A 14,419-nucleotide genomic window follows, 5' to 3' on the forward strand; every position below is an offset into this window, starting at 1 on the left:
CCTCCCCCTCTGTCATCTCAACCTGAGAGCTTCACCGGGACGCACGGGGGCGACCCGGTTTTCACCGTCGGTGAGGAAAGGATGTGCCCGGGCAGTGGTGCCCGCGCGTTCCCCGTCCTGCTTTCCAGAGTGACCTCGTCCGTGCGGTCCGTGGGCCTGAGAGATTCCGGGGAGGATTTGCTCCTTCGGCGCCCGCCGGGTGACTCGTCGAGTACGCCGGAGGGCTCTCCCGCACGGGGTCAGCAGCCGTTCGCCAGCCTACCAGCGCACTCCGAGCCGATTCTTTGTTCAACTGCCTCGAGTGGCCAACCCTCGCGATGTGCACTTTTGTAGTGCTTATGGAGCAGTTGTCACCGGTTGCGACCAGTTGGAGGGACCGTGCAGACCGATATCGATCCGCGCAGCCTGATCGGCCGCAAGGCGTACGACCGCAATGGACGCAAGATCGGAACGGTGGACGAGGTCTACCTCGATGACGCGACGGGCGCACCGGAGTGGGCCGCCGTGCGCACCGGCCTGTTCAGCCGGGACGCCTTCGTCCCCCTGGACCCCAGCACCCTGGTCGACGAGGCGCTGCACGTCCCCTTCGAGCGCAGCCTGATCAAGGAAGCGCCTGACTTCGGCGTGGGCCGCCACCTCTCCCCGGAGCAGGAGCTCCAGCTCTACCACCACTACGGTCTGGACATCTCCGCCCCCTCCCCCGATCCCGGCCCGCCGCCCTCCGACCGCGACTTCGGCCGGCTCGCGGGAGGCGACATCTGAGCCCTTCCGCCCCGGTCCTCGGGCCGGAGCCCGTCTTCGCGCCGGGACTGGCCCTCGGGCCGAGGGCCGCCCTCGGGCCGGGACCCCGCCTCGGGCCCGGGCCCGTCCTCGGCCCGCCCGTCGGGGCCGGGGAGAGCCGGCGCGTCCGGGGGGTGCTGCGAGGTCTCCGCCGGCTCCACAAGGGCCAGCGGCTCCCCGGGTGTGAGCCCGGGATCGTCCACCCTGAACGTCCGCACCCGCCCCGGCGCCCGTGACGTGGGCGTCTCGAAGCGCACGGTGACGCGCCCCACACCGCTGCCCTGCACCCAGCCCGGCCCGTACTCGCTGTGCCGCACGTCGTGCCCGGCCAGCCAGCGGCGCTGGGCCGGGTCCTCCACGGTCTCCGTCTCGGCGGCGGCCGCCGCCTCCTCCCGCTCGGGCTGCTCGTGCGCCGCCCGCTCCCCCGCCGCCTGCGCGAAAAGGTCCTCCTGCGTGAAGTCGGCGAGGCCGGTCACCCCCACCCCGAGCAGCCGCACCCCGCCCGTGGTGTCCACCGAGTCGAGCAGCCGCCCGGCCGCCTCCCGCACCACCGCGAGGTCGTCCGTCGGCCCGCGCAGCGTCTCGGACCTCGTCAGCGTCGAGAAGTCGAAACGTCTGACCTTGAGCACGATGGTGCGCCCGGAGTGGCCCGAGGCCCGCAGCCGGCCCACGCACCGCTCCGCGAGCCGACCCACCTCGGTCGTGATCCGCACCCGGTCGTGCAGGTCCACGTCGAAGGTGTCCTCCACCGACACCGATTTCGCGTCCCGCTCGGCCACCACCGGCCGGTCGTCGTAGCCGGATGCCATCCGGTGCACGGAGGCTCCGTGCGCCTTCCCGAGCAGCCGTACGAGCTCGTCCTCGCCCGCCTCGGACAGGTCGGCCACCGTGGTCATCCCCGCACGGCGCAGATGCTCGGCGGTGGCCGGGCCCACGCCCGGCAGGGTGCGCACCGGCATCGGGGCGAGAAGGGCGCGCTCGGTGCCGGGCTCGATCAGGAACAGCCCGTCCGGCTTGGCCTCCTCGGAGGCGATCTTGGCCAGCATCTTGGATCCGGCGAGCCCGACAGACCCGCTGAGCCCGGTGACCGCCCTGATGTCCCTCCGCAGCCGCTCACCGGCCTCGCGCGCCCCCGCCGCGTCATGGGCCACCCCGCCCGCCTCCAGGTCCACGAAGGCCTCGTCCAGGCTCAGCGGCTCGACCAGCGGCGACAGCCGCCGCAGCAGCTCCATCACCTGCTCGCTGATCGTGCGGTAGAGCTGGAAGCGCGGCACCAGATACGCCGCGTTCGGACACAGGCGCCGGGCCTGGGCCATGGGCATCGCCGAGCGCACCCCGAACACGCGCGCCTCGTACGACGCCGTGGAGACCACCCCGCGCGGCCCGAGCCCGCCCACGACGACCGGCTTTCCGCGCAGGCTGGGCTTGGATGCCTGCTCCGCTGCGGCGAAGAAGGCATCCATGTCCAGATGCAGGATGGTCGGCGCGGCTCTCACATCACTGATGCTGCCGTACGCCACTGACAATCGGCCCCGCGGCACCGACGGATCCGGGGCCGGCGCTGCCCGCCCGGCCCCGAAGAGGCGTCAGACGGCGCGATTGCGGCGCCTGGCCAGCTCGTCGGCCGGGTTGTGCCCGACCAGCGTCTCGCCGGTGTCCACGCGCTCACCGTGCAGCTGCGAAAGGGCCGACTCGACGTCCCGCCACACCACGCCCACGGCGATCCCGAAGATCCCCTGACCACCCTGGAGCAAGGTCACGACCTCGTCGGGCGATGAACACTCATAGACCGTGGCCCCGTCGCTCATCAGCGTCATCCGCTCAAGATCGCGATCTCCGCGCGCCCGCAGATGCTGGACGGCGGCGCGGATGTTCTGGAGGGCGACACCGGTGTCGAGGAAACGTTTGACGATCTTCAGGACGACGACGTCACGGAAGCTGTAGAGACGCTGGGTGCCCGAGCCGTGGGCCGGACGCACACTGGGTTCGACCAGGCCGGTACGGGCCCAGTAGTCGAGCTGGCGGTAGGTGATGCCCGCCGCCGCGCAGGCGGTGGGTCCCCGGTAGCCGATGGTGTCGGTGGCCGGATCGGCCGCACCGCCGTGAAGCGGGTACGGCCCGGTCTCTCCTGGACTTCGTCCGGGAGCGCCCCCTGCCGTACCGTCGCCGCTCATTCTCACGCCGACCCTCCGTCCTTGACCTGCCCACTCGACGGTAGGCAGTCACCCGGGGTGCGTCAACGATCGCCACACTCGGCACGCCGAGTGATAATCACCCTGAGAGTGGTTTCCCGTGTCCCGCTCGCGGGAAAAGCTTCTCGAATGCGCCGAAACTCCACCGGCACACGCCGCGCGCGGCATCACTGACAGGGCCGCCGGATCACCTGTGCCCGGTGCTCACTGGCTGTTGGTGCCGAAGTCCTCCGGCGAGATCTGGTCGAGGAATTCGCGGAACTTCTCCACCTCGTCCTCCTGCTCGTCCGGAATGGCGATACCGGCGTCGTCCAAGACGCCGTCACTGCCGTAGATCGGCGTTCCGGTACGCAGGGCCAGCGCTATGGCGTCGGACGGCCTGGCGCTCACCTCCACCCCACTGGCGAAGACCAGCTCCGCGTAGAAGACGCCTTCGCGCAGGTCCGTGATGCGGACCTCGGTCAGCTCCTGGCCAACGGCCTCCAGCACGTCCTTGAAAAGGTCGTGCGTCAGCGGCCGCGCCGGCGCCATCCCCTGCTGGGCGAAGGCGATCGCGGTCGCCTCCCCTGGACCGATCCAGATGGGGAGGTACCGATCGCCTCCCACTTCACGCAGGAGCACGATCGGTTGGTTGGAGGGCATTTCCACCCGGACACCCACGACGTCGAGCTCGTTCACACAGCAACCCTAGGACGTGCTCGGCAGGTTTGGGTAGTCGGGCACCCACAAGATCAGTGAAGCCGGACACCCAGGGCGGTCTGCACGAGTGCCGCGTGCAGGCGTACGGAGAGCGCGGCGAGCTCCTTGGTGGTGGCCTCCGCATGGGCCCTGGTCTGCGGATTGCGGTGCAGGCGCAGGGGCGCCACGACCTGCTCGACCAGACCCGCCTCACGATCCGCCGCCGCCTTCATGGCGCGCAGATGACGCGGTTCCAAACCGAAGCGCCCGAGGTCCGCCACCAGGCGCGCCACGTTCACCGACTCCGCGTCGAAGCCGCCCTCGGGACCAGGCGTGACCAGGCCGTACGACTCCCACTCGGCCAGCTCCGCCTCGCTGACCTCGGCGGCCGCCATGAGCTCCGCGCGGCCCACCCGGGCGGCGGTGGGCCGTTCGGGGTCGGGCTCGCCCCAGGAGCCCGGCAGCTCCCGGGAACCGCCAGGAGCGGGCAGCGAGGGCTGCTCGCCCCTGCTGAGCGCGTCCAGGTGCTCGCGGATGACCTTGAGCGGCAGATAGTGGTCGCGCTGCATCCGGAGCACCTGAGCCAGCCGCTCCACGTCACCGGCGGTGAACTTGCGGTACCCCGACGGCGTACGCCGGGGCTCCACCAGGCCCTCGGACTCCAGAAAACGGATCTTCGAGATCGTCACCTCGGGAAATTCCTCGCGCAACTGATTGAGCACGCCGCCGATGCTCATCAGCCGGCCGCCCTCGGCGGCGGTGCCGGAACCGGCACCGCCCGTCGGTGTATGCAGCATGGACCTTCCCTGGCTGGATCTCAGAGAGCGCGCTGGCTCGCGTAGAAGACCAGCCGGTACTTCCCGATCTGGACCTCGTCGCCATTGGCCAGGTCGACGGCGTCGATCCGCTCGCGGTTCACGTACGTGCCGTTGAGGCTTCCGACGTCGGAGACCGTGAAGCGCCCGTCGGGACCCCGCCGGAACTCCACGTGGCGGCGGGAGACCGTCACGTCGTCCAGGAAGATGTCGCTCTGCGGGTGACGGCCGGCCGTGGTCAGCTCGCCGTCGAGCAGGAATCGGCTTCCCGAGTTGGGCCCCCGGCGCACCACCAGGAGCGCCGAACCCAGCGGCAGCGCGTCCACGGCGGCCTGGGCCTCCGGGGAGAGCGAGGGCAGCTGCGTCTGGCCGGTCACCTCGGCGTCGTACGCCTCGAGACCCGAGATGGAGATGGTCGAGGTGGTCTCCGAAGCGCGCTCCGGAACCACACCGGGGCGCAGCGGGGCGCCGCAGTTGGAGCAGAAACGGCTGGCTGCGGGGTTGCTGTGCCCACACCTCGTACAAACAGGCAAGCCCGACATCGACGGATCCTCCTGCCGCGGCGGCACCGCGTGGGCACTGGTGGCATACGGGTCGGAGCCAAACCCTCCACCCGTACCTGAGGTTGACGGTTCCCCGAAACCTATGCGCCCCGCGCCCGCCGGGTCAACAGACGACGCGCCCGGAATGTCACCCCCGGAACCGCCCACCTCATCACGGAACAGCGGGCGCTCGCCGCCCCGCTCCTCCGTCCCTTCGGGGCGCTGAGCACGGTGCCTGGCGGCGCTGCCGCCGTCCTGGCGTGCGCTCTTGCCGAACAACTTCGCAAACAACTTCACGGGCGATTCCCCTTGACCGAAATAGACCCGCCCGTGGGGCAGGACGAACCCAGAATCAACACACCTGCCGACCCGGACATCCTCACAACGTCCGTATCCGCCAAACAGTTTCCACCACGTACCACTGTTACAGAGCGGCGACCCCCCGCAACCGCCTGCGCTTGTGCGACGGCTGCCACCCCCGTCCCCATCAGTGCGGGGACGACTGAGCGTAGTCAGGCCGCTTCGCGACCCGCAAGGCGTTCACGACGATCTTCTCCGAGCGGGCTACGGTGGCGGTGGCCTGCTCCTTCTCCAGAGTCTGCACCACTCCGCCGGGGATGTTGAGCGCCGGCTCCAGATCCTGCGGCCTGCCGATCACCTTGAAGACGTACGGCGCGCTCACCTTCTTGCCGTCCACCCCGATGCCGCCGCCCTCGTCCGAAAAGTACGTACTGGCCACCACACGGACATCGTTGACCTGGATCGCCTCCGCCCCCGCCGCACGCAGTTCCTGCACCGTGTCAAGCATCTTGTCGGCCTCGACGGCGCCCTTGGGGTCACCGATCGTCAACGTGATGCCAGGACCTTGCGCCGCGACCGTACCGGCCAGGATGCCGAGCTGCCGCTCCTTCTCCACGGTCTGCTTGCGCGCCTCCGCCGCCTGATTGGAACTCGTCTCCAGCTCCGTACGTTGGCCGTCCAGGCGCTGCTTCTCATCCTCAAGACGCTTGGTACGGGAATCGAGTTCATCCAGGATGCGCACCAGATCCTCCTGACGGGCCCCGCGCAGCGCGCTGTTGTCGCTGTTCGAGCGGACCTGGATGGCAAGCCCGAGCCCCAGGACGAACAGGAGCAGCGCCACGATGAGCTGCGCGCGGCTGACCCTGGGCGGCCACAAGCCTGCGGCGAGCCGCTGGCGCCCCGTCAGGGCCGGCTGGTCCGTGCCGGGTTCGCCCGGGGCGGCAGGGGGCCGCTGCTCGTCGCCTTCACCCTGCCCGGTGTTGTGCACCTCGCTCATCGGCCTCAGGCCCTGAAGACGTGACGGCGGATGGCGGCGGCGTTGGAGAAGATCCGGATGCCCAGCACCACGACCACGCCGGTCGAGAGCTGCGCGCCGACGCCCAGCTTGTCGCCGAGGAAGACGATGAGGGCCGCGACCACCACGTTCGACAGGAAGGAGACCACGAAGACCTTGTCGACAAAGATGCCGTCGAGCATGGCGCGGAGTCCGCCGAAGACCGCGTCGAGTGCCGCGACCACGGCGATCGGCAGATACGGCTCGACCACCGCGGGCACCTCGGGCCGGACCAGAAGTCCGACCACCACGCCCACGACGAGGCCAAGTACGGCGATCACGATGTGCCCTTCCCTGTGTCGGCCGCGCCCGGAGCGGCGCCTGTGGCCAATGGCTGTGCTGTACGTACGGTCAGGCTCGGCGCCGCGGGGAGCCGCACGTCGGACTGGGCCGCGATGCTCGCCCTGATCCCGTAATTCTGCTCCAGCAGGTGCAAGTACTGGCCGTCCGCGCCGTCCTGGAAGGCCGTGCCGAGCTGTTTCCCGTCCCCCACGGCGAGCACCGTGTACGGCGGCACCAGCGGCCTGTTGTCGACCAGTATGGCGTCGCCCGCCGCCCGGATCGCCGAAAACGATGTCAGACGCTGCCCATTGATGGCGATCGCCTCCGCGCCGGCCTGCCAGAGGCCGTTGACCACGCGCTGCATGTCGCGGTCCCGGACCCGGCCCGTGTCCGCGAACGTCGTGCTCTCACGTGGGCGGCTTCCGTCGCCCTGAGCGGTCTCCTTGGCGTCGTCGACGACCAGCTTCACTCCCGGGCCGTGCACCTCGGTCGCACCGGAAAGGAGCGCCACGAGCTCACCCTGGTCGCCGCCGTGCTTCTCCAACGCCTTGCGCTGGCGGTCCCCGACCTCGGTGCGCAGCCCGTCCACGTCGTCCTGGAGCTTGTCGGCCGCCCTGGTCTCCGAATCGACGCGGTCGATCAGCTCCTGGCGCTCCTTTGCCACGACCGGGGCGGTGACGCGGGCCTGCGCGGCCCCGACCGTCACCACGAGGGCGGCCAGCACGAGGCCGCCCGCGAGCGCGAGTTTGGCCCGCAGGGTACGCGGCAGACCTGCCCCGCCCTCCGCCTCACGACGGGCGGTCGCCTCGGCGTACCCGTCGTCCAGCGCGTGGTCCATGACATTGGTCAGCAGCGACATCGACGCGTCGGGGCGCGGGGGCGGAGACGACGTGCTCCGAACGGGGGGCTGCTGCGGCATGCCGCACATCGTCGCATGTCGGCGCCGCTACCGCCGAATGGCCCCACCGGTGTGCCGGGCCGCACCTCCCAGGCCGGCCCGGCACTCCATCACGGCGTCAGTGACCTGCGCTGTCGACCACGGCGGCCCATTCGTCGAGCAGTGCCTGAGCCGACACGTCGTCCGGCCCCTCGGCCCACAGATGGGTGACGGCCTCGGCCGGGTCGGGCAGCACCATCACCCAGCGCCCGTCGGCCTCCACGACCCGCACGCCGTCGGTCGTGTCCACGGACCGGCCGGCGGCCGCCTCCACGACCCGGCGCATCACCATGCCCTTGACCGCCCACGGCGTCGGGATGTCCCGCCGCAACACGTGGGCCTGCGGGATGCGCGCGTCGATCTGGCTGAGCGTGAGCTGGGTGCGCGCGACAAGACCGAGGAGCCGCACGAACGCGGCCGCTCCGTCGAAGACGCTGCTGAACTCGGGCACGATGAACCCGCCGCGGCCATCGCCACCGAAAATGGTGGCCTCCTCGCGGCCGACCCGGGTCAGATCATCGGGCGACGTCGTCGTCCAGTCGACCTGGGTGCCGTGGTACGCAGCGACCTGCTCGGCGATCCTGGTGGTCGTGACAGGGAGCGCGACCCGGCCGCTGCGCCGCTCGGCCGCGACCAGGTCCAGCATCACCAGCAGGGCCCGGTCGTCCTCCACGATGCGGCCTCGCTCGTCCACGAGCGAAAGGCGCTCACCGACGGGGTCGAACCGCACGCCGAAGGCGGCGCGCGCCGAGGCGACGATCTCCCCGAGCCGCACGAGCCCGGCCCGTCGGCCCTCCGCCGTCTCCGTCGGCCTGGACTCGTCCAGACCCGGATTGATGACCAGCGAATCCACCTTGAGCCGCCCGAGCAGGCTGGGCAGCACCAGGCCGGCGCTTCCGTTGGACGCGTCGACGACGACCTTCAGGCCGGCCTCCGCGATCCCGGTGGTGTCGGCCTTGCGCAGCAGCGAGCCGGTGTAGGAGTCGAAGACGCTGGAGGGGAACTGCAGATCGCCGATCTCGCCGGGGAAGGCCCGCCGGTACTCCTGGCGCGCGTAGACCCGGTCGAGCTTGCGCTGCCCGGCCTGCGAGAGGTCCGCGCCCCGCTCGTCGAAGAACATGATGTCCACGGAATCCGGCACACCGGGCGACGTACGGATCATGATGCCGCCGGCGGTGCCCCGCGCGGTCTGCTGGCGCGCGACGGGCAGCGGTACGTTCTCCAGGTCCCGTACGTCTATGGCGCTGGCCTGGAGCGCCGAGATGACGGCACGCTTCAGGGCGCGGGCGCCTCGGGAGTGGTCCCGCGCCGTGGTGACGGTCGACCCCTTCTTGAGCGTCGTGGCGTACGCACCGGCGAGGCGGACCGCGAGCTCCGGTGTGATCTCCACGTTGAGGATGCCGGAGACTCCCCGCGCGCCGAACAGATGCGCCTGGCCTCTGGACTCCCAGATCACCGAGGTGTTGACGAACGCTCCGGCCTCGACGGTCTTGAAGGGGTAGACCCGGACGTTGCCCTGGACGATCGATTCTTCACCGACCAGGCATTCGTCACCGATGACGGCGCCGTCCTCGATCCGGGCGGCCCGCATGATGTCGGTGTTCTTGCCGATGACGCAGCCGCGCAGATTGCTCTGCTGGCCGATATAGACGTTGTCGTGCACGACGGCCTTGTGCAGAAAGGCCCCGCTCTTGACGACGACGTTGGATCCCACGACGGTGTGCTCGCGGATCTCCGCGTCCGCTTCGACCTTCGCGTAGTCCCCGATGTAGAGGGGACCTCGGAGCACGGCATCGGGGTGGACCTCGGCGCCTTCCGCCACCCACACGCCCGGGGAGATCTCGAAGCCGTCGATGTCGACGTCGACCTTGCCTTCGAGCACGTCGGCCTGGGCCTTGACGTAGCTCTCGTGCGTACCGACGTCCTCCCAGTAGCCTTCCGCGACGTAGCCGTAGATCGGCTTGCCTTCCTTCATCAGCTGCGGGAAGACGTCACCGGACCAGTCGACGGACTTGTCCGCCTCGACATAGTCGAACACCTCGGGCTCCATCACGTAGATGCCCGTGTTGACGGTGTCGGAGAAGACCTGCCCCCACGTCGGCTTCTCGAGGAAGCGCTCGACCTTCCCCTCCTCGTCGACGATGGTGATGCCGAATTCCAGCGGATTGGGCACACGCGTCAGACAGACCGTGACGAGGGCGCCCTTCTCCTTGTGGAAATTGATGAGGTCGGTCAGGTCGAAATCGGTGAGGGCGTCACCCGAAATGACGAGGAAGGCATCATCCTTGAGGGCTTCCTCGGCATTCTTGACGCTGCCCGCGGTACCGAGGGGCTTCTCCTCGTTGGCGTAGGTGAGCTCCATTCCGAGCTCTTCCCCGTCACCGAAGTAGTTCCTGACCAGCGACGCCAGGAACTGAACGGTGACGACGGTCTCATTGAGACCGTGCCGCTTGAGCAGCCGCAGCACATGCTCCATGATCGGCCGGTTGACGACCGGCAGGAGCGGCTTGGGCATGCTCGAGGTCATGGGACGAAGGCGTGTGCCCTCGCCACCAGCCATCACGACGGCCTTCATGTCGGAAGCGTCCTCCTTGAAGAGATAACGATCTTGCCGACTTCGCCCTGCGGGCAGTCCCTGTGACACCTCGCGCTGCGGCCGGCTCTACGCCGGGGCTTGCGGGCGCCGAGCTCAGTCGGCCTGTGTGTCCGCCTTCACGAGTCGGCGGACCTGAACCACATAGAGGATTCCTGCCCACCAATACAGAGTTGTACCCCATCCGGCGAACGCCCATCCGAAAATCCTCGCGAGGGCGGGGAGCCAGCCGCTTCCGTCGCTGAGCAGCAGCAGCGGGAAGGCATACATCAGGTTGAACGTCGCGGCCTTGCCCAAGAAGTTCACCTGGGGGGGCGGATAGCCGTGCCGGCGAAGGATTCCCACCATCACCAGAAGCATCAACTCGCGGGCCAAAAGGGCAGCGGTCAACCAAATCGGCAGGATCTCGCGCCACGTGAGACCGACCAGGGTGGAAAGGATGTACAACCGGTCGGCAGCGGGGTCGAGCAGCCGTCCCAGACTGCTGATCTGGTTCCAACGACGGGCCAGCTTCCCGTCCAGGTAGTCGCTGACTCCACTCAGCGCCAACACCAGCAGAGCCCAGCCATCGCTGTTCGGCCCGCCAAAGACGGGGCGGAGAATCAGCCACAGGAAGAGCGGAACGCCGACAAGGCGCGCCATGCTGAGAATATTGGGGATGGTGAGCACCCGGTCCGTCTGAACGCGAGTCTCCTGGACCTCCACCCGGGGGCCTCCTGTGGGAAATGTGCCGACGATGCCCCCTGACCCTACCGTCAGCGCGGGCCAACGGGTGCACAGGGGGTACAGACCTGAGCACGGTCCAATCCCGCCAAAACGCCCGAAAAGCGCCCGGCAAACGCGAAAAAGCCCCGCACCGTCGACCGTATTCCTACGATCGGGTGCGGGGCTTTTCCCACAATTTGTTCGGCGGCGTCCTACTCTCCCACAGGGTCCCCCCTGCAGTACCATCGGCGCTGAAAGGCTTAGCTTCCGGGTTCGGAATGTAACCGGGCGTTTCCCTAACGCTATGACCACCGAAACACTATGAAGTTGAACTCGACCAGCACACACCCCAGAGGGCATGCGGGAGTTCATTGCTTCAGAACAAACACAGTGGACGCGAGCAACTGAGGACAAGCCCTCGGCCTATTAGTACCAGTCAGCTCCACCCGTTACCGGGCTTCCACATCTGGCCTATCAACCCAGTCGTCTACTGGGAGCCTTACCCTCTCAAGGAGGTGGGAACACTCATCTCGAAGCAGGCTTCCCGCTTAGATGCTTTCAGCGGTTATCCTTTCCGAACGTAGCCAACCAGCCATGCCCTTGGCAGGACAACTGGCACACCAGAGGTTCGTCCGTCCCGGTCCTCTCGTACTAGGGACAGCCCTTCTCAATGTTCCTGCGCGCGCAGCGGATAGGGACCGAACTGTCTCACGACGTTCTAAACCCAGCTCGCGTACCGCTTTAATGGGCGAACAGCCCAACCCTTGGGACCGACTCCAGCCCCAGGATGCGACGAGCCGACATCGAGGTGCCAAACCATCCCGTCGATATGGACTCTTGGGGAAGATCAGCCTGTTATCCCCGGGGTACCTTTTATCCGTTGAGCGACGGCGCTTCCACAAGCCACCGCCGGATCACTAGTCCCGACTTTCGTCCCTGCTCGACCCGTCGGTCTCACAGTCAAGCTCCCTTGTGCACTTACACTCAACACCTGATTGCCAACCAGGCTGAGGGAACCTTTGGGCGCCTCCGTTACTCTTTAGGAGGCAACCGCCCCAGTTAAACTACCCATCAGACACTGTCCCTGATCCGGATCACGGACCGAGGTTAGACATCCAGCACGACCAGAGTGGTATTTCAACGACGACTCCACAACCACTGGCGTGGCCGCTTCAAAGTCTCCCACCTATCCTACACAAGCCGAACCGAACACCAATATCAAACTGTAGTAAAGGTCCCGGGGTCTTTCCGTCCTGCTGCGCGAAACGAGCATCTTTACTCGTAGTGCAATTTCACCGGGCCTATGGTTGAGACAGTCGAGAAGTCGTTACGCCATTCGTGCAGGTCGGAACTTACCCGACAAGGAATTTCGCTACCTTAGGATGGTTATAGTTACCACCGCCGTTTACTGGCGCTTAAGTTCTCAGCTTCGCAACCCCGAAAGGTCACTAACCGGTCCCCTTAACGTTCCAGCACCGGGCAGGCGTCAGTCCGTATACATCGCCTTACGGCTTCGCACGGACCTGTGTTTTTAGTAAACAGTCGCTTCTCGCTGGTCTCTGCGGCCACCCCCAGCTCAGAGAGTAAATCTCATCACCGGTGATGGCCCCCCTTCTCCCGAAGTTACGGGGGCATTTTGCCGAGTTCCTTAACCATAGTTCACCCGAACGCCTCGGTATTCTCTACCTGACCACCTGAGTCGGTTTAGGGTACGGGCCGCCATGAAACTCGCTAGAGGCTTTTCTCGACAGCATAGGATCATCCACTTCACCACAATCGGCTCGGCATCAGGTCTCAGACTATGTGTGCGACGGATTTGCCTACCGCACGTCCTACACCCTTACCCCGGGACAACCACCGCCCGGGCTGGACTACCTTCCTGCGTCACCCCATCGCTTACCTACTACAAGTCTGGGTCACCGGCTCCACCACTTTCCTTTCCCCGAAGGGTCCGGAACGGCTTCACGGGCTTAGCATCGCCTGATTCGATATTGGGCGTTTCAAAGCGGGTACCGGAATATCAACCGGTTGTCCATCGACTACGCCTGTCGGCCTCGCCTTAGGTCCCGACTTACCCTGGGCAGATCAGCTTGACCCAGGAACCCTTAGTCAATCGGCGCACACGTTTCTCACGTGTGTATCGCTACTCATGCCTGCATTCTCACTCGTGAACCGTCCACCACTAGCTTCCGCTGCGGCTTCACCCGGCACACGACGCTCCCCTACCCATCCCAGCCCCCGTTGGGGGTATGTGCTGGAATGACACGACTTCGGCGGTACGCTTGAGCCCCGCTACATTGTCGGCGCGGAATCACTTGACCAGTGAGCTATTACGCACTCTTTCAAGGGTGGCTGCTTCTAAGCCAACCTCCTGGTTGTCTCTGCGACTCCACATCCTTTCCCACTTAGCGTACGCTTAGGGGCCTTAGTCGATGCTCTGGGCTGTTTCCCTCTCGACCATGGAGCTTATCCCCCACAGTCTCACTGCCGCGCTCTCACTTACCGGCATTCGGAGTTTGGCTAAGGTCAGTAACCCGGTAGGGCCCATCGCCTATCCAGTGCTCTACCTCCGGCAAGAAACACACGACGCTGCACCTAAATGCATTTCGGGGAGAACCAGCTATCACGGAGTTTGATTGGCCTTTCACCCCTAACCACAGGTCATCCCCCAGGTTTTCAACCCTGGTGGGTTCGGTCCTCCACGACCTCTTACAGCCGCTTCAACCTGCCCATGGCTAGATCACTCCGCTTCGGGTCTAGAGCGTGCAACTCAATCGCCCTGTTCGGACTCGCTTTCGCTACGGCTTCCCCACACGGGTTAACCTCGCTACACACCGCTAACTCGCAGGCTCATTCTTCAAAAGGCACGCAGTCACGACGCACTGAGTAAACTCAGCGCGCGACGCTCCCACGGCTTGTAGGCACACGGTTTCAGGTACTATTTCACTCCGCTCCCGCGGTACTTTTCACCATTCCCTCACGGTACTATCCGCTATCGGTCACCAGGGAATATTTAGGCTTAGCGGGTGGTCCCGCCAGATTCACACGGGATTTCTCGGGCCCCGTGCTACTTGGGTGTCTCTCAAACGAGCCGTTGATGTTTCAGCTACGGGGGTCTTACCCTCTACGCCGGACCTTTCGCATGTCCTTCGCCTACACCAACGGTTTCTGACTCGCCTCACAGCCGGCAGACTGTGAAAGAGAGATCCCACAACCCCGCATGCGCAACCCCTGCCGGGTATCACACGCATACGGTTTGGCCTCATCCGGTTTCGCTCGCCACTACTCCCGGAATCACGGTTGTTTTCTCTTCCTGAGGGTACTGAGATGTTTCACTTCCCCTCGTTCCCTCCACATACCCTATGTGTTCAGGTATGGGTGACAGCCCATGACGACTGCCGGGTTTCCCCATTCGGAAACCCCCGGATCAAAGCCTGGTTGACGGCTCCCCGGGGACTATCGTGGCCTCCCACGTCCTTCATCGGTTCCTGGTGCCAAGGCATCCACCGTGCGCCCTTAAAAACTTGGCCACAGATGCTCG

The 14,419-nt window shown here is 66.5% G+C and carries 11 protein-coding genes, 2 rRNA genes and 1 riboswitch; of the genes, 1 reads left to right on the forward strand and 12 read right to left on the reverse strand.

What is annotated here, in order from left to right; genetic code table 11:
• Positions 1–134: 134 nt before the first annotated feature.
• Positions 135–242: riboswitch (glycine riboswitch) on the reverse strand.
• A 136-nt stretch (positions 243–378) separates the two neighbouring features.
• Complete coding sequence (locus ABR738_RS07675) at positions 379–762, forward strand: PRC-barrel domain-containing protein (protein ID WP_350229226.1); 384 nt, start codon at positions 379–381, stop codon at positions 760–762.
• Here the strand turns inward: ABR738_RS07675 and ABR738_RS07680 are convergent.
• The 12 genes from ABR738_RS07680 to ABR738_RS07735 all read right to left on the reverse strand — a co-directional run bounded on the left by ABR738_RS07680 (position 672) and on the right by ABR738_RS07735 (position 14,408).
• The gene (locus ABR738_RS07680) at positions 672–2,276 is read right to left on the reverse strand and encodes a DNA polymerase IV (protein ID WP_350229227.1); all 1,605 of its coding nucleotides are present in this window, start codon (positions 2,274–2,276) and stop codon (positions 672–674) included. The genes ABR738_RS07675 and ABR738_RS07680 overlap by 91 nt on opposite strands.
• 90 nt (positions 2,277–2,366) lie before the next feature.
• A complete protein-coding gene (locus ABR738_RS07685; protein WP_350234472.1) occupies positions 2,367–2,954 on the reverse strand; it encodes a MerR family transcriptional regulator in 588 nt (195 codons plus the stop codon).
• 222 nt (positions 2,955–3,176) lie between these two features.
• Entirely contained in the window at positions 3,177–3,650 is a 474-nt protein-coding gene (locus ABR738_RS07690; protein WP_006123076.1) for a bifunctional nuclease family protein, read from the reverse strand.
• A 53-nt stretch (positions 3,651–3,703) separates the two neighbouring features.
• A complete protein-coding gene (ftsR, locus tag ABR738_RS07695; protein WP_350229228.1) occupies positions 3,704–4,447 on the reverse strand; it encodes a transcriptional regulator FtsR in 744 nt (247 codons plus the stop codon).
• Positions 4,448–4,467: 20 nt separating this feature from the next.
• Positions 4,468–5,412: a double zinc ribbon and FHA domain-containing protein gene (locus tag ABR738_RS07700; RefSeq protein WP_350234473.1), complete on the reverse strand. Its 945-nt coding sequence runs from the start codon at positions 5,410–5,412 to the stop codon at positions 4,468–4,470.
• Between the two features lie 82 nt (positions 5,413–5,494).
• On the reverse strand, positions 5,495–6,304 hold the full coding sequence (locus ABR738_RS07705; RefSeq protein ID WP_350229229.1) for a DUF881 domain-containing protein: 810 nt from the start codon (positions 6,302–6,304) through the stop codon (positions 5,495–5,497).
• Positions 6,305–6,309: 5 nt separating this feature from the next.
• A complete protein-coding gene (locus ABR738_RS07710) occupies positions 6,310–6,642 on the reverse strand; it encodes a small basic family protein (protein WP_003970459.1) in 333 nt (110 codons plus the stop codon).
• A complete protein-coding gene (locus tag ABR738_RS07715) occupies positions 6,639–7,562 on the reverse strand; it encodes a DUF881 domain-containing protein (RefSeq protein WP_350229230.1) in 924 nt (307 codons plus the stop codon). Before ABR738_RS07715 ends, ABR738_RS07710 begins: the two co-directional genes overlap by 4 nt.
• A 97-nt stretch (positions 7,563–7,659) precedes the next feature.
• Positions 7,660–10,155, reverse strand: coding sequence for a sugar phosphate nucleotidyltransferase (locus tag ABR738_RS07720; RefSeq protein WP_350229231.1), 2,496 nt, complete (start codon positions 10,153–10,155; stop codon positions 7,660–7,662).
• 114 nt (positions 10,156–10,269) lie between these two features.
• Positions 10,270–10,878, reverse strand: a complete 609-nt coding sequence (gene clsA, locus ABR738_RS07725) for a cardiolipin synthase ClsA (protein ID WP_350229232.1) — start codon at positions 10,876–10,878, stop codon at positions 10,270–10,272.
• A gap of 199 nt (positions 10,879–11,077) precedes the next feature.
• A 5S ribosomal RNA gene (gene rrf / locus ABR738_RS07730) occupies positions 11,078–11,194 on the reverse strand.
• Between the two features lie 90 nt (positions 11,195–11,284).
• Positions 11,285–14,408: ribosomal RNA gene (locus ABR738_RS07735) — 23S ribosomal RNA — on the reverse strand.
• Between the last annotated feature and the right edge of the window lie 11 nt (positions 14,409–14,419).

The organism is Streptomyces sp. Edi4 (assembly GCF_040253615.1).
Lineage (GTDB): Bacteria > Actinomycetota > Actinomycetes > Streptomycetales > Streptomycetaceae > Streptomyces.

Excerpts from the sequence above, each read along its gene's own strand:
- ABR738_RS07685 (WP_350234472.1), bottom strand. The coding sequence starts at position 2,954 with ATGAGCGGCGACGGTACGGCAGGGGGCGCTCCCGGACGAAGTCCAGGA.
- ftsR (WP_350229228.1), bottom strand. The coding sequence starts at position 4,447 with ATGCTGCATACACCGACGGGCGGTGCCGGTTCCGGCACCGCCGCCGAG.
- ABR738_RS07705 (WP_350229229.1), bottom strand. The coding sequence starts at position 6,304 with ATGAGCGAGGTGCACAACACCGGGCAGGGTGAAGGCGACGAGCAGCGG.
- ABR738_RS07715 (WP_350229230.1), bottom strand. The coding sequence starts at position 7,562 with ATGCCGCAGCAGCCCCCCGTTCGGAGCACGTCGTCTCCGCCCCCGCGC.
- ABR738_RS07720 (WP_350229231.1), bottom strand. The coding sequence starts at position 10,155 with ATGAAGGCCGTCGTGATGGCTGGTGGCGAGGGCACACGCCTTCGTCCC.